The 14,556-nt window shown below is 68.1% G+C and carries 12 protein-coding genes; 7 read left to right on the top strand and 5 right to left on the bottom strand.

Features of this window, described 5'->3' with window-relative positions:
- The 3 genes from Q0P60_RS18120 to Q0P60_RS18130 form a co-directional block, all read left to right on the top strand.
- Nucleotides 1–4,190 (top strand): YadA family autotransporter adhesin (locus Q0P60_RS18120; RefSeq protein ID WP_294996812.1); only part of this gene is annotated, 4,190 nt, incomplete at its 5' end.
- Nucleotides 4,191–4,251: 61 nt separating this feature from the next.
- Entirely contained in the window at nt 4,252–5,088 is an 837-nt protein-coding gene (locus Q0P60_RS18125) for an OmpA family protein (protein ID WP_294996814.1), read from the top strand.
- A gap of 148 nt (nt 5,089–5,236) precedes the next feature.
- Entirely contained in the window at nt 5,237–5,500 is a 264-nt protein-coding gene (locus tag Q0P60_RS18130; protein ID WP_006450485.1) for a hypothetical protein, read from the top strand.
- An 82-nt stretch (nt 5,501–5,582) separates the two neighbouring features.
- Here Q0P60_RS18130 and Q0P60_RS18135 read toward each other — a convergent pair whose 3' ends face one another.
- Nucleotides 5,583–6,410: a class I SAM-dependent methyltransferase gene (locus Q0P60_RS18135; protein WP_294996817.1), complete on the bottom strand. Its 828-nt coding sequence runs from the start codon at nt 6,408–6,410 to the stop codon at nt 5,583–5,585.
- Nucleotides 6,411–6,473: 63 nt separating this feature from the next.
- Here Q0P60_RS18135 and Q0P60_RS18140 point away from each other — a divergent pair, with 63 nt between their 5' ends.
- Nucleotides 6,474–6,878: a MerR family transcriptional regulator gene (locus tag Q0P60_RS18140; RefSeq protein WP_294996818.1), complete on the top strand. Its 405-nt coding sequence runs from the start codon at nt 6,474–6,476 to the stop codon at nt 6,876–6,878.
- A 42-nt stretch (nt 6,879–6,920) separates the two neighbouring features.
- Here the strand turns inward: Q0P60_RS18140 and Q0P60_RS18145 are convergent, their stop codons facing one another.
- The 3 genes from Q0P60_RS18145 to Q0P60_RS18155 form a co-directional block, all read right to left on the bottom strand.
- Nucleotides 6,921–7,637, bottom strand: coding sequence for an MgtC/SapB family protein (locus Q0P60_RS18145; protein WP_294996820.1), 717 nt, complete (start codon nt 7,635–7,637; stop codon nt 6,921–6,923).
- Nucleotides 7,638–7,738: 101 nt separating this feature from the next.
- Nucleotides 7,739–9,511 (bottom strand): chloride channel protein, encoded by a 1,773-nt coding sequence (locus tag Q0P60_RS18150; RefSeq protein WP_294996822.1) that lies wholly within the window; start codon nt 9,509–9,511, stop codon nt 7,739–7,741.
- Nucleotides 9,512–9,573: 62 nt separating this feature from the next.
- Nucleotides 9,574–11,655 carry a TonB-dependent siderophore receptor gene (locus Q0P60_RS18155; protein ID WP_294996823.1) on the bottom strand — a complete coding sequence of 694 codons (2,082 nt, stop codon included), beginning with the start codon at nt 11,653–11,655 and terminating at the stop codon, nt 9,574–9,576.
- Nucleotides 11,656–11,786: 131 nt separating this feature from the next.
- Between Q0P60_RS18155 and Q0P60_RS18160 the strand changes: the two genes are divergently transcribed.
- Complete coding sequence (locus Q0P60_RS18160) at nt 11,787–12,707, top strand: M14 family metallocarboxypeptidase (RefSeq protein ID WP_294996825.1); 921 nt, start codon at nt 11,787–11,789, stop codon at nt 12,705–12,707.
- Nucleotides 12,708–12,756: 49 nt separating this feature from the next.
- Here the strand turns inward: Q0P60_RS18160 and Q0P60_RS18165 are convergent, their stop codons facing one another.
- The gene (locus Q0P60_RS18165) at nt 12,757–13,626 is read right to left on the bottom strand and encodes a LysR family transcriptional regulator (RefSeq protein ID WP_294996827.1); all 870 of its coding nucleotides are present in this window, start codon (nt 13,624–13,626) and stop codon (nt 12,757–12,759) included.
- Nucleotides 13,627–13,786: 160 nt separating this feature from the next.
- On the opposite strand from Q0P60_RS18165, the gene Q0P60_RS18170 reads away from it, so the two are divergent.
- Nucleotides 13,787–14,140: an SMR family transporter gene (locus Q0P60_RS18170; protein ID WP_294996828.1), complete on the top strand. Its 354-nt coding sequence runs from the start codon at nt 13,787–13,789 to the stop codon at nt 14,138–14,140.
- Nucleotides 14,140–14,463 carry an SMR family transporter gene (locus Q0P60_RS18175; RefSeq protein WP_294996830.1) on the top strand — a complete coding sequence of 108 codons (324 nt, stop codon included), beginning with the start codon at nt 14,140–14,142 and terminating at the stop codon, nt 14,461–14,463. Before Q0P60_RS18170 ends, Q0P60_RS18175 begins: the two co-directional genes overlap by 1 nt.
- The last annotated feature ends 93 nt before the right edge of the window (nt 14,464–14,556 follow it).

A 14,556-nucleotide genomic window follows, 5' to 3' on the forward strand; every position in this document is an offset into this window, starting at 1 on the left:
GCGCGCTGAACGGCACCGTTGGTACGGTCGGCAGTGCAGTAGGTGGCACCCTCAACAACACGGTGGGTGCGGTTGGCGGTGCACTCAATGGGACCGTCGGTACGGTGGGCGGTGCGGTGGGTGGCACGCTCAACAATACGGTCGGTGCGGTTGGCGGTGCCCTCAACGGGACTGTCGGCACGGTCGGCAGTGCAGTGGGCAGCGCGCTGAACGGCACCGTTGGTACGGTCGGCAGTGCAGTCGGCGGCACGCTCAACAACACGGTCGGTGCAGTCGGCGGCGCACTCAATGGGACCGTCGGTACGGTCGGCGGTGCAGTGGGCAGTACCCTCAACAACACGGTCGGTGCGGTTGGCGGTGCACTCAATGGGACCGTCGGCACGGTCGGCGGTGCAGTGGGCGGCACGCTCAACAATACGGTCGGTGCGGTTGGCGGTGCACTCAACGGCACTGTCGGCACGGTCGGCAGTGCAGTGGGTGGCACGCTCAACAATACGGTCGGTGCGGTCGGCAACACCGTCGGCGGTGTCCTCAACGGCGCAACCGGTGGCACCAGCGGCGGCCTGGGCGGCCTGCTGGGCAACACGCTCGGCAACGTCGGCAGTGCGGTGGGTAACCTGCTCAACGGCAATCTCAACGGCACCATCGGCAATCTCGGCAGTGCCGTGGGCGGCCTGGTGGGGGGCACGTTGAGCGGCCTCGGCCTGACCAAACCCTCGGCGATTCCGCCGACCAGCCCGAAGGCGCCGGCGGCAGCCGATCCGAATGCCGGCCTGATCATCGGCACCGGTGGCCTGGTCGGCAATGTCGGCCAGCTGCTCGGCCCGACCACCAGCAGCCTGTTCGGTGGCACCGGCTACCTGAGCAATGGCAACCTCAAGCTCAGCAATGCCAACGTGATGCAGACCTATTCCACGGTCAACGTGCTGGGCCTGCCGGTGGTCAACCTGTCGCCGGTCGGCAGCACCCTCAACGGCCTGGGCAACGCCACCACCGGCGGCAGCTCGCACCTGACCCTGATCGGTGGCGTCACCTCCGACAGCTACATCTACAACATCAACAACGGCAACCCCGGTGGCCTGCTTGGCCTGCTGCTGCCGAAAGATTCGCCGGCGTGGGCGGCCAAGTGCCTGGATATCGCCCTGGCGGACATTTCCTGCTGGGCCGTCAACGCCGCACAGGACTACCAGGTGCTGATGGGTGACGGTGCCTTCGCCAATGGTTCGAAGGAAGTGGTGATCGGCGCCAATGCCCGCCACGAGTTGCCGAAGGTCGATGCCAACGTCGCCTTCCCCGGTGATGGTGTCAACGATCCGAGCAATCCGACCGGTGTTCCGACCGCGGACTACGCTGCGCGCATGGGCCATTCGGTGATCGTCGGCGACAGCGCCGTCGGCACTGCCAACGGGCAGACCCTGCTGGGCGCCGAATCGACGTCCAACCAGGCCAACTCGGTGGCACTGGGCTACCGCTCGGCCGCGCTGCGCGGTGCCCAGGCCAGCTACAGTGCCTATGGCCTGACGGCGCCGCAGGTGTCGGCCGGTGAAGTGTCGGTGGGTACCGCAGGCGGCGGCGAGCGGCAGATCACCAATGTCGCGGCTGGCAGCATCAATACCGATGCAGTGAACGTCGGCCAGCTGAAGGGGGCAATCAGCCAGATCAACGCGGTGGCGACTGCGGCGGTGACCTACGACCTGGATGGTGCGGGTGATCCGAACTACCGCCGGGTCACCCTCGGTGCCGGAACCGGTACCACCACGATCGGCAACCTCGCCGCTGGCGCAGTCACTGCCGGTAGCCTGGAAGCGGTCAACGGCGGCCAGCTCGCAGCGACCAACGCCGCCATCGCCAGCTTCTTCGGTGGCCGCGCCGCGTTCGATCCGGCCAGTGGCGCCTTCACCGCGCCGCTGTTCGAGATCAGCACGATCTCCACCGGTGGCGCCATCGCCAAGGGCCTTTACACGAACGCCACCGATGCCTTTGCCGCAGTCGATGGCTCGCTGGTCAACCTCAACTCGCAGATCACCGACATCCGCAATGCGGGTACCAAGTACCTGCGGGTGAATTCGACCGGCACCGAAGCCCTGGCCAGCGGCACCGACTCGATTGCCGTCGGCACCAATGCCCGTGCCACCGCGGCGAACAGCATCGCGGTGGGCGCCGGCAGCCTCGCCGATCGCGCCAACAGCGTGTCGATCGGTGCCGCCGGTGCCGAACGCCAGGTCACCCACATGGCGGCCGGTACCGCGGCGACCGATGCGGTCAACGTCGGCCAGCTGCAGGCTGCCGAAGCCGGCGCGCTGCGCTATGACCTCAACGGCGATGGCAGCGTCAACTACGCCAGCGCAACGCTGGGCCAGTCCGGCACCGCCACCACGCTGCGCAACCTCGGCCCGGGCCAGGTCAGCGCCGCCAGCAGCGAAGCCATCAACGGTGCCCAGCTGTTCGCGGCCAACCAGGCGGTGGCCACCCACCTGGGCGGTGGTGCTGCGGTGGACGCCAACGGCGTGCTGACCGCGCCGACCTACTCGATCAACAACGTAGCGGCCAACGGCACGATCACCAAGGGCAGCTACAACGATGTCGGTACGGCGTTCGATGCGGTCAGCAACTCGCTGGCCAATGTCGCCGACCAGACCGGCGAGATCGACAAGCGCGCGGTGAAGTACGACGTTGATGGCAGCGGCAACGTGATCAACTCGGTGTCGCTCAACGGCACCGGCAGCGGCGCAGTGAAACTGACCAACGTCGCCGCCGGCAGCATCCTGGCCGGCAGCAGCGACGCCATCACCGGCGACCAGCTGTTCAGCACCCACAGCACCATCGCCAACTACTTCGGCGGCACCACCGCGTACAACGGGACCACCAATGTGTGGACCGCGCCGAAGTTCAGCATCTCCAGCATCGCCACCGACGGCAGCTTCACCACCGGCGACTACAGCAACGTTACCGCCGCGTTCACCGCAGTGGATGGCTCGCTGAAGATCCTCAACCAGCGCATCACCAACGGCGGCGGTGGCAGCGCCTACCTGGCGGTGAACTCGACCGCCGCGGCGGCGACCGCGGCCGGCGCCGAGGCGGTGGCGGTGGGCCCGCAGGCCAGTGCCGCCGGTGCCAGCAGCGTGGCGGTCGGCAACGGCGCCAGTGCCAGCGCCGGCAACAGTGTCGCGCTGGGTGCCGGCTCGGTGGCCAGCGTGGGGGCGCAGAGCGGCTACACCGGCGCCTATGGCCAGACCGGTGCCAGCAACTCTGCAGGTGAAGTGTCGGTCGGCAGCAGCGGCAGCGAACGCAAGGTCACCCACGTGGCCGACGGTTCCGACGATCACGATGCAACCAATGTCGGCCAGTTGAAGAACGGCGTGAACTACGCCATCGACGAGTCCAAGAAGTACACCGACCAGAAGATCCAGAACATCACCAACGTGGCCGGCAGCTTCCGCTCCAACAACACCAACAACCTGGCTGACCCGTCCGCCAGTGGTGCCAACTCGGCGGCCGGTGGCGCAGGCTCCACTGCCGCCGGTGCCAACTCGACCGCGCTGGGCAACGGCTCGCAGGCGCAGGCCACCAACTCGGTGGCGCTGGGTGCGGGTTCGGTGGCGAACCGGGCCAATACGGTTTCCGTCGGTTCCAGCGGCGCCGAGCGCCAGGTGGTCAATGTGGCCGATGGCACGCAGGCGACCGATGCGGTCAATGTGCGCCAGCTGCAGGCCTCGCAGCAGGGCACCATCCGCTACGACACCACCACCAACGGCGCCACCAACTACAACAGCGTCACCCTTGGCAGCACCACCAGTGGCCCGACCACGGTGCGCAACGTCGCCGCCGGTACCTCGGGAACCGATGCAGTCAACGTGGACCAGCTGAAGTCGGGCATGGCCCAGACCCTGGACTGGTCCAAGGCCTACACCGACGAGCGCATGGGCGGCTTTGAACGCGACCTGCGCAAGACCGACAACCGCGCTTCGGCCGGTATCGCTTCGGCGATGGCCACTGCGGCCCTGCCGCAGCCCAGTGAAGCCGGCCGCAGCATGGCCTCGATCGCGGCCGGCAGCTACAACGGCGAATCGGGTGTGGCGGTCGGTATCTCCGGTGTCTCGGAGGGCGGTCGCTGGATCTACAAGTTCAGCGGTTCCACCAACAGCCGCGGCGAAGCCGGTGTGGCGGTCGGTGCCGGCATCCAGTGGTGATCCCCGCCGCCGGGCCGCAGACGCGGCCCGGTATCGCGGAAACGTCTACAGGGGGAATGACATGAAACAGCATCGCATCGCCCGCAGCGGCCAGTTGGCCGCCCTGCTGGGCCTGGTCCTGGGGATGGGCCTGCTGGCTGCCTGCCGCAGCCATGCGCCAGCCGCCGACGGTCCGGCCGAGGCCACCGCCGTGCACTTCCCGGAAGCCTCCAAGGCCTCGTTGAAGGAAGGCATCTATCCCGATGTTGCCGATCTGCGCCGGTTCGCGCCGGGCATGAGCAAGCGCCAGCTGTACACACTGCTGGGCACCCCGCATTTCAATGAAGGCATGTGGGGCGTGCGCGAGTGGAACTACCTGTTCAACTTCCGCACCGCACAGGGCGCGGAGTACTTCACCTGCCAGTTCCAGGTGCGCTTCGACAGCAAGGGCATCGCCCAGGCCGGGTACTGGAAGCCGGAGTCGTGCGCGGCCGTGCTCGAGCCGCCACGCCCGCCGGCGCCGCCGGCCCCGGCACCGCTGCCGGAGCAGCCGCTGCGCCTGTCTGCCGACGCATTGTTCGGCTTCGACAGTGCGGTACTCAGCGCCGAGGGCCAGCAGGCCGTGCAGGGCATCCTGGCGCAGGTGCGCGAGGCGGCGCAGGTGCAGTCGATCCGGGTCACCGGCTATACCGACCGCATCGGCAGTACCGCTTACAACCAGACGTTGTCGCAACGTCGCGCCGAAGCGGTGCGCAATGCGCTGGTGCAGGGCGGGGTGCCTGCGGCCAGCATCAGCGCCGAAGGGCGCGGCGCGGCGGAGCCGATCGTGCAGTGCGAGCAGCGCAACCGTCGCGAGCTGATTGCCTGCCTGGCGCCGAACCGGCGCGTGCAGATCGCCGGGATGGCCCACGCGCGTTGAGAAGCCTGCGCCGGGGCAGCGCCCCGGCATTCCGAGTCCCCCCTGACCGCCGGCAGGACGTGGCCACGTCTCCCCCGTTGTCCACGCCTGCCGGCGGCTCAGGTTTTCCATGGTGCACACGATGAATGCCCAATTCCTGCCTCTTTCCATGAAGACGGAAACCACACTGAGTGTGTACGGCCAGCTCGGCAACCATGCCGTGGTGCGCATCCCCGGCCGGCGGCTGCCGGGGTTGATCCTGCAGGCCGATACCGTGGCCGGGTTCCTGGCCCAGCTGCAGGAAGCCCAGGCTTGCCTGCGCAGCGGCCGCGCGCAGCGTACCGATGCCGAGCTGGACATGCTGATCGATGTGCTGCAGCAATGGTATGCCCTGATCGAATCACGCCTGGCCGACGCCGGCGAAGCCCTGTAGAGCAAAAAGGGGACGGAGGGGATTAAGTCGTTTATGCCCCGGCTGTGCCGGAAACGACTTAATCCCCTCCGTCCCCATTTTTCTAGGCGCGGGCGCTGACCCGCCAGCAGGCGGCGTCCACGCGCACCCGGTTGCCCTCGATGAAGGGGGTGAATGCGGCCAATGCCCTGTCGCGAAGCGCGGCGGCCTGCGCAGGCGGCATCGAGCGCAGGGCCAGGCCCAACGGGCCCAGCTGGCCCACGTAGTCCGGCAGATCATCGCGGGCGATGAAGCAGGGCAGGTCCACCGCCACCACCTCGATCTCCTTCCAGCCAGCGGCCTGCAGAACCTGTCGTACGCGTTCGCCATCGGCAAAGGCGAACTGCCCCGGTGCACCTGGAACGCGCGGCGGCAGGTCCAGCACATCACCGATCGCCCGTTCGGCCGTGGTCATGAATGGGTTTTCCGCGGCGCTGCGCCAGGCAATGAAGCGAAGCCCCGCACCGGGTGCCGCGGCGCGATGCAGGTTGGCAAACGCAGCCTGGCTGTCCTCGAAGAACATCACGCCCAGCCGCGACTGGATCCAGTCGTACGTCGCCGCTGGCAGCGGGTGCCGCTGCGCATCAGCGACGATGAAATCCACATCCAGCCCCGCCAATTCAGCGCGCTGCCGGGCCAGATCCAGCATTGGCGCAGAGATGTCCAGCCCGGTGCAGTGGGCCGAGGGGCGTGCCGCGGCTGCAGCCAGCAGACTGGCGCCGGTGCCGCAGCCCACATCGAGCAATTGCGTGACGGTGTCCGGAAGCTCGGCCACCAGCAGGTCGGCCAGCGGCTGGAACAGGCCATCGAGGATGGCCTGCTGGGCGACCCAGATCTGGCCGCCGGGACCATTCCAGAGTGCGTTCTGATCAACGGGGGAAATGTGGGTCATGGTCTTGCCTTGCCGGGAACTTGCCCATAGGTTGGCGCTTGAAGGCGACTTGAGGTCAAGCCCATGCGTGAACTGGATATCGGTGAGGTGGTCAAGCGCAGTGGCGTGCCCGCCTCGACCCTGCGCTATTACGAGCAACTGGGCTTGCTGCGCCCGTTGGGCCGCCGCGGCCAGCGCCGGCAGTACGACGAGCAGGTGCTGGAACGGCTGGCGCTGATCGGTCTCGGCCAGGCCGCCGGGCTGTCGCTGCAGCAGATCGGCCTGTCATTGCCGCAGCAGGGATGCATCACGCTGGACCGCAAGGCCCTGTTGGCGCAGGCCGATGTACTGCAACAGCAGATCGCCCAGTTGCAGCGGGTACGCCGCCACCTGCAGCGGGCGGCGGCCTGCCCGCAGGCCGAGGACGCGCGCCAGTGCGGTTCATTCCGCAAGTTGTTGCGGGCCCAGCAGAGGATGGCGGGCGGATGACCGGGCGCGATCCACGCACGGCGTGGATCGGCGGCATTCATCTCAATCGCGGGTACTGACTTCCCAGGTGGCGTGCAGCACGCCCGGCACGTGCTCCATCCGTGCCAGTACCACATCCAGCTCATCGGCACTCACGGCGGTACTGACCAGCACCGCGATCACGTCGGTGGGAGCATCGGCATGCTCGACCACCTGCACGTCGCCGACCGGGTACTGAGCAGCCTCCAGCGCGTCGACCAGCCGCTCGCGCACGCGCGGCACCGCCTCGGCATCCACGCTCAGCCGTACTTCGTAGGTGGCTTCGGTGGCCGTCTCGTTGATCGGAATGCGGTTGATCGCATTGACCAGCGGGCGCAGCAGGGTGTTGCCGGCGATGATCAGCACGGTCAGCAGCACGCCCTCGGCCAGCATGTCGGCACCGGTGCAGCTGCCGACCGCTGCCGAGCACCACAGGGTGGCGGCGGTATTGAGGCCGCGCACGTTCATGCCTTCCTTCATGATCACGCCAGCGCCGAGGAAGCCGACCCCGGACACCACGTAGGAGATCACCCGTACCGCCTCGGCGCTGCCGGCGATGCGCATGCCCAGATCGACGAAGGCGGCGGCACCCACCGCAACCAGTACATTGGTGCGCAGGCCGGCGGTGCGCTGCCGGTACTGGCGCTCGGCACCGATCAAGGTGCCCAATACGAAGGCGGCCAGCAGGCTGACCACAGTGTCGGCGAACGGGCCGGCCTGGAAGGTTTCAACGAAGCGCATGGCCGGAGTCTACCGCGGCCAGGTGACAGCAGGTCCACACCAGGCGTGGCGATCCGGATGTGCCGGAAACGACTTAATCCCCTCCGTCCCCTTTTTGGGGGTCAGTCGCTGTCGTCGACCCGTTCGCCCATCAGTTCGCGCTGGCGCTTGTCCAGCTCTTCGGCGTAGCGCTTGCGCACGAAGGCTTCGGAAACCACGCCCAGTACCTGGCCGTCGGCAGCGACCACGGCCAGTTCATCGGCCTGGGTCTGGTCGAAGCGCTGCATCACGCTGACCACGTCCGCGGCCGGTGACAGCGATACATCCCGGTTCTCGGCCAGTTCGCCGATGGCGGTCTCCGGCTTCACGCCATCGCCATAGACGCGCGGAATCTGCACGATGCCGGCGTAGTGGCCCTCGCCATCGATCAGCACCACCCGGCTGCCCGAGCCCAGCGGGAAGCGCTGGCGGAAGGCCTCGGCCTCGAGCTCGGCCGGGGCCGTGGCCACGCCCTTGCGCATCAGCCGGCCGGCGTTGAGGTTCTGCACCCAGCCGACGTCGCGGGCGCTCTTGATGGTCTCGCCGCGCAGGTGCATGCGCCAGGTCGAGAACGAATAACCAAACCATTGCCGCACCAGCGTGCTGGACACCAGCACCGCGCTCATCACCACGCTGGTCAGCAGGAAGTCGTGGGTGCCTTCCAGCACCAGCATGGCCATGGTCATCGGCGCACCGACCACCGCTGCCGCCAATGCGGCCATGCCAGCCAGTGCGGCCGAGGTGGCGTCGACCACCGGAACACCGGCGGCCATGCCGAGCAGCCCAGCGAACAGGGCGCCGACCAGGGTGCCCATGAACAGCGAGGCGAAGAACAGGCCGCCACGGAAACCGAAGCCGAGCGAGATGCCCGAGGCCAGGCACTTCAGCGTGAGCAGACCGCCGATCCAGATCAGTGGCAGATGCGTGGTCAGATCCAGGTGCAGCGCGCCGTGGCCGGAAGACAACACCTGCGGGCTGGCCAGCGCCAGCGGAATCAGCAGCAGCCCGCCCACCACCGGGCGGCCCCACGGCGGCAGTGGGCTGCGCTTGACCGTGCCTTCAATGGAAGCGATCAAGCGCATCACTGCGATGCCGACCATCGCACAGCAGCAGCCGAGCAGGCCGTAGATGGCGTAGTCGGCAGCGCGCACGTCGATGGTCGAAGCGGCCGGCAGCAGGTAGGCCTCGATGCCGGCCTGGTCGGCCACGAACGCGCCGGCCAGCGCCGCCACCGCCACCGGCGCCAGCGCGGCCGGGGTATAGGCTCCGATGACGATCTCGAAGGCATAGAACGCGCCTGCCAGGGGCGCGCCGAAGGCGGCGGCGATGGCGCCGGCGGCCCCGGCGCCGACCAGGATGCGCACGTCGTTGCGGCGCAGGCGCATCACCCGGCCCAACTGCGAGCCGCTGCCCGCGCCCATCTGCGTGTACGAAGCCTCCAGCCCCACCGAGGCGCCGCAGCCGTTGGACAGCAGGGTCTGGGTGAGCACGATCAGGTTGTCGCGCATCGACATGCGGCCACCGTGCAGGGCGTTGGCCTCCACCGCGTCAAGCAGCGGCCGCTTGAGCCGGGTCGCGGCCAGGCTGACCAGGCCGACCAGCAGGCCGCCGAGCGGCAGCACCAGCAGCGCGGTCCACGGCAGCGACGGCAACGAGCTCAGCCGCATGCCTTCATCCAGGCCATACAGGGCGCCCTGCAGCCAGCGCGCGATGCCCGACTGCAGCAGGGTCAGGTAGCCGGCGATCAGGCCGACCAGCAGGGCCAGCGCGATGAACCACAGGTCGCTGCCACGCAGGCGCAGGCGCAGGCCCTGGAAGGCCAGATGCAGGCGCGATGGCGAAACGGGCAAAGACATGGTGACGGCATGATACGCCGCCACCGTGAGCGCCACCGTCACCGCATCGGGCGGCTACCGGCTCAGAAGCGGTAGCGGCCCTGCACGTAGAAGGTGCGCGGTGCGGCCACCATGCGCCCGGCATTGCCGTCGACATTGCGGGTGTACCAGCGCTTGTCGGCCAGGTTGTTCACGCCCAGCGCGATCTGGCTGTCACCCATCCCCGGCACCTGCCAGGCGACCTGCGCGTTCCACAGGCGCACGCCGGGCACGCGGCCCACGCGCGCATCGGCGGTCTCTTCCCAGGTGTTGGCCGCATCGGAGAACTGGCCGCTCTGGTGGGTGCTGGACACATTCAAGGTCCAGCCGGCCAGGGCATAGCGCGCGCCGATGCTGTCGGTGTCGCGTGAGTAGAAGGGCACGTCCAGGCCGCGGTTGTCGCCGGACTGCTGGATCGCCTGGGTCCAGGTGTAGTTGGCATACAGCTCGAGTCCGGCCAGGGCGCTGTCCTCGCTGAAGCGGTACTCCAGCGCGCTTTCCACGCCCTTGTGGTCGGTGGCACCGATGTTCTGGAAGGTCGGCGGGGTGAGGCCCGGCACCTGCAGGATCTGGTTGTCGAAGCGCAGCTTGAACACGGTGACTTCCGCACGCAGCGCGCCATCCTGCCAGCGTGCGCCCAGCTCGGCGGTCTTGGCCACCTCGGGGTTCAGCGGATTGCTCGCGCTCTGCGAGTTCAGCTGGATGTTCTGCACCGGCCCGAACGAGGTGGTGTAGTTGCCGAACAGCGTCAGCTGCGGGGTCAGCAGGTAGGCGATGTTGAGCGAGGGCAGCGCCTTGTCGTTGCGGCTGCTGAACGTGGCCGCACCGCCGGCCTGGCGGCGGTCCATGTCGATCCATTCCATGCGCACGCCCGGGGTGATCCGCCACTGGCCGATCGCAATGCGGTCGTCGATGTAGAACGCATGCGCGTCGGTGGCGTTGTCGAAGCGGTTGACCGCGCTGGCGGCGCCGGTACGACGGGTCACGGTGTAGCTGCGGTCGTTGCCGCGCTCGCGCAGGAAGCGGTAACCGGCGGTGATGTCGTGCACGCTGGCACCCCAGTGCAGGCGCTGGGTGTAGCGCGGTTCGATGCCGAGTACGCGGTAGTCACGCGGTTGCACGGTCAGCTGGGTATTGGCGGCATTGATCAACGAGCTGGCACGGGTGCTTTCGTTGTAATAGGCCAGCACCTCGAACTCACTGCTGTCGGACAGCGTATTGGTGTAGCCCAGGTCGATGCCGGTGCGATGGCCCTTCCAGAAATCGGTGGGGCGGGTGTTCTGGAACGGATCGGCCTGGTACTGCGCGCGGGTCAGCCCGCCCGGGGTCAGTGAACGCACGTCGTAGTACGAGAGCTTGGCGCGCAGTTCCTGCTGCGCGTCGATGGCGTAGGCGAATTTCAGCGCAAGGTCGTTGAAGCGGTCATCGCTGCCCTGGCGCCAGCCGCGGCCATCCTGCCCGGAGTAGAGCAGGGCCATGCCCAGCCCGTTGTCACCGGTGCCACCGAGGAAGGCGTTGTACTGGGTACTGTCGCCGCCGCCGTGGTCGTAGGCGGTGTGGCGCACGCCGACCTCGCCCTGCAGGCCGGGCCCGGTGGGAATGGCGCGGGTGCTGAAGTTGATGATGCCGCCGACGTTCTGCGGCCCATAGCGCACTGCACCACCGCCGCGTACCACGTCGATCGATTCGATGTTGGACAGGCTGGTCGGCGCGAATGACAGCTGCGGCTGGCCGTACGGCGCCACCGCCAGCGGTACGCCGTCCAGCAGCACGGTGGAGCGCGGCGAGTAGCGGCCGGTCAGGCCACGCACGCCGATGTTCAGCGACACCGAGCTGCCGGCGGTACCGGAGTTGTCGGTGACCTGTACGCCGGGAATGCGGCGCATCGCATCGCCGATGCTGGCGGCGCCGCTGGCCTCGATCCGCTGGCGGTCGACCACGGTGCGTGCACCCGCGAAGCTCTTGACGCTGTCGTGCAGGCCGGTCCCCAGCCAGCTGCCGGAGACCTGGATGCTGTCCAGCGTGGTGGCGCGGTCCTGGGCGAGGGCGCTGGCGGCCGGGAGCAGGCACAGGGCGAGAGCCGCGGCCAGGGGCAGGCGGGCCGGTTGCGGGGCGGTGATGGGCATCGGTGCAGGCTGTGGAAGGTCGTAAATGAGAATTATTGCTGATTCCATTCGCCAATGGAATGCGTCTCAGGTTCATTCCCGGAGCCCGGTGGTACACTGGGAAGTTGCTTCCTGACTCGCTGAGATCTGCCATGTCCCAAGCCGCTTTCTACCCCGTCGGAACCCCTGGCCAGCCGTGGGGAGCGGCGGAGCGGGAGCAATGGCGGGCTCGCCAGCAGCGCCTGCGGCGCTACGACGAGGAGGTGCTGCCGCGCATCGAGGCGTTGGCATCGCGCTTCGACAAGGTGGCCTATGGCCAGCTCGAGTACGCCGGCGAGCGTTACACCTTGTTCGCCCTGCGCAGCCGCGACTGGAACCCGGCGCTGCCGGCGGCACTGGTCACCGGTGGCGTGCATGGCTACGAGACCAGCGGGGTGCTGGGAGCGCTCGAGTTCCTTGAACAGCATGCGGACGACTACGCCGGCAAGGCCAATCTGCTGGTGGCGCCGTGCGTGAACCCGTGGGGCTTCGAGCGCATCAACCGCTGGAACTTCGATGCGATCGACCCGAACCGCAACTTCCGCGCCGACGGTCCGGCCCGCGAATCGACCGCGTTGATCGAGCTGGTCGCGCCGATCAAGGATCAGTTCGTGCTGCACATCGATCTGCACGAGACCACCGACAGCGACGAAAGCGAGTTCCGCCCGGCGTTGGCCGCGCGCGACGGCAAGCCGTTCGAGCCGGGCCTGATTCCCGATGGGTTCTATCTGGTGGACGACAGCGAGAACCCGCAGGCGGCCTTCCAGCAGGCGGTGATCGCCGCGGTGGAGAAGGTCACCCACATCGCCCCGGCCGATGACAAGGGCGAAATCATCGGTTCGCCGGTGGTCGCCCACGGCGTGATCGAGTACCCGCTGGTGAAGCTGGCGCTCTGCGCGGGCATCACCGGTGCCCGGTTCACCACCACCACCGAGGTCTACCCGGACAGCCCGCGGGCCACGCCGCAGCAGTGCAACGATGCGCAGGTGGCCGCAGTGTGCTCGGCGCTCGACTACGCCCTCGCACACCGCTGAACCCAAAAAAGGGGACGGAGGGGATTAAGTCGTTTGTGCCACAAACGACTTAATCCCCTCCGTCCCCTTTTTCCAGCGCGTTGGCCCACCACAGTGCGGCGGGTCCGGGCGGCGTGTCGCGGCGCCACAGCAGATCGCTGTGGATGCGTCGTGGCCAGCCGGGCAGCACCAGTTCCACCAGCCGCCCGCGGTCGTAGCGCTGCACCAGCACCCGCGGCAGTTCGGCCCAGCCGATGCCGTCCTCGGCCATCTCCATCACCATCAGGTAATCGGTGGCGGTCCATGCCAGGCCGGTCACCACGCGTGCATGGTCGACTTCCGCGCTCAACCGCACCTGCCGGTGCCGTGCCAGCTGGGCGGCGGCGCGGCGGCCGGCGCCGGCCAGCGGATGTTCGCGCGCCACATACACCGACAGTTCGCTGTGGTGTGCCAGCGGCTGTGCCACCACGCCGTCCGGATAGCGCTCCTGGCGGGGCAGCAGGCCCAGCCTGGCCCGTCCGCTGCAGACCAGGTCGAGCACGTCCTCGCCCTCGGCATCCAGCCATTCCAGCTCGATCTCCGGGAACGCCTCGGCGAATCGCTGCAGCAGTCGTTGCTGCGGATCCAGCTGGTAGACGTCGGAAAACACCAGGGTCAGCCGTGGCTCGACCGGTGCGGCGAGGCGCACGCTCAGCTGCTGCAGGCGCGTATCGGCAGCGAGGATTTCCTGCGCGTGCCCGAGCACCTGGCGGCCGGCTTCGGTCAGGCGTGGGTAGCGCCCGCTGCGGTCGAACAAGGTCACGCCCAGGTCGGCCTCCAGATGCGCGATGGCGGTGCTGACGGTTGACTGGGTCTTGCGCAGGCGACGTGCGGCGGCCGAGAACGAGCCCAGTGCCGCCGCCTCCACGAAGGCCTGCAGGGATTCAGGGGAGTAGGGCATTTATCTATCGATCCTGTCGATGGAATCCATTTTGAATCCACCGTAAAAGACGATGATACTGGCATCCGTCGCCCCCGTCTGCGGGGCGTTCCGGACCCTCCACGCACGCCGTGGATTCATTGACCAGGCGGCGCGGTCCCCGTCCTGCAAGGAGTTTCACATGTCCCGTACTGTTCCCGCCCGTGGCGCGCTGGTCGCCTGGGCCTGCCTGACCGTGGCGATTGTCGCCGAAGTGGTCGGCACCTCGTTCATGGCCCACGCCGCCCGCGATGGCGGCTGGAGCGGCTACCTGATCATGGCCGGCGCGCTGGCGCTGTCCTATTACTTCCTGGCGCTGTCGGTTCGCCGCATCGCCGTCGGTGTGGCCTATGCGGTCTGGGAAGGCCTTGGCCTGACCCTGCTGACCGTAGTCGGACTGACCGTGTTCGGCGAGAGCCTGTCGCTGCAGCAGCTGGCCGGCCTGGTGCTGGCGGTGGTCGGCATCGTCTGCGTCACCCTCGGGGAGGCGCACTGATGAATACCATGGCGCTGTTTTTCGTGATCTGTTCGGCGCTGATCGATGTCGCCGCCAACATGATGGTGGCCAAGTCGGAAGGTTTCCGCCGCTGGCGCTGGGGCGTCGCGGCCATCGTCATGGTCTGGATCGCCTTCGCCCTGCTGGGCCAGGCGGTGCGCTACATGGACCTGGCCACTGCCTATGCGATGTGGGGCGCGATCGGCGTGATCGGTACCGCCACCTGCGGCCGCCTGCTGTTCGGCAACCGCCTGCGCCCGATCGGCTGGATCGGCATCGGGCTGGTCACGGCCGCGGTGCTGTTGCTCAGCACCGCGAAGTAACGCATCGCTGCGCCAACCAGGGTTGGCCCCTGCCAGGGCGTGCGCCGCCACACGCAAGCGCCCCGGGGAGGATCTCGCCGGGGCGCTGTCGTA

The sequence above is a fragment of the uncultured Stenotrophomonas sp. genome, from assembly GCF_945952405.1.
GTDB lineage: Bacteria > Pseudomonadota > Gammaproteobacteria > Xanthomonadales > Xanthomonadaceae > Stenotrophomonas.

What these genes read in the sequence shown, in the direction of transcription:
- Q0P60_RS18125 (WP_294996814.1), top strand. Translation starts at nt 4,252, where the DNA reads ATGAAACAGCATCGCATCGCCCGCAGCGGCCAGTTGGCCGCCCTGCTG.
- Q0P60_RS18130 (WP_006450485.1), top strand. Translation starts at nt 5,237, where the DNA reads ATGAAGACGGAAACCACACTGAGTGTGTACGGCCAGCTCGGCAACCAT.
- Q0P60_RS18135 (WP_294996817.1), bottom strand. Translation starts at nt 6,410, where the DNA reads ATGACCCACATTTCCCCCGTTGATCAGAACGCACTCTGGAATGGTCCC.
- Q0P60_RS18140 (WP_294996818.1), top strand. Translation starts at nt 6,474, where the DNA reads ATGCGTGAACTGGATATCGGTGAGGTGGTCAAGCGCAGTGGCGTGCCC.
- Q0P60_RS18145 (WP_294996820.1), bottom strand. Translation starts at nt 7,637, where the DNA reads ATGCGCTTCGTTGAAACCTTCCAGGCCGGCCCGTTCGCCGACACTGTG.
- Q0P60_RS18150 (WP_294996822.1), bottom strand. Translation starts at nt 9,511, where the DNA reads ATGTCTTTGCCCGTTTCGCCATCGCGCCTGCATCTGGCCTTCCAGGGC.
- Q0P60_RS18155 (WP_294996823.1), bottom strand. Translation starts at nt 11,655, where the DNA reads ATGCCCATCACCGCCCCGCAACCGGCCCGCCTGCCCCTGGCCGCGGCT.
- Q0P60_RS18160 (WP_294996825.1), top strand. Translation starts at nt 11,787, where the DNA reads ATGTCCCAAGCCGCTTTCTACCCCGTCGGAACCCCTGGCCAGCCGTGG.
- Q0P60_RS18165 (WP_294996827.1), bottom strand. Translation starts at nt 13,626, where the DNA reads ATGCCCTACTCCCCTGAATCCCTGCAGGCCTTCGTGGAGGCGGCGGCA.
- Q0P60_RS18170 (WP_294996828.1), top strand. Translation starts at nt 13,787, where the DNA reads ATGTCCCGTACTGTTCCCGCCCGTGGCGCGCTGGTCGCCTGGGCCTGC.
- Q0P60_RS18175 (WP_294996830.1), top strand. Translation starts at nt 14,140, where the DNA reads ATGAATACCATGGCGCTGTTTTTCGTGATCTGTTCGGCGCTGATCGAT.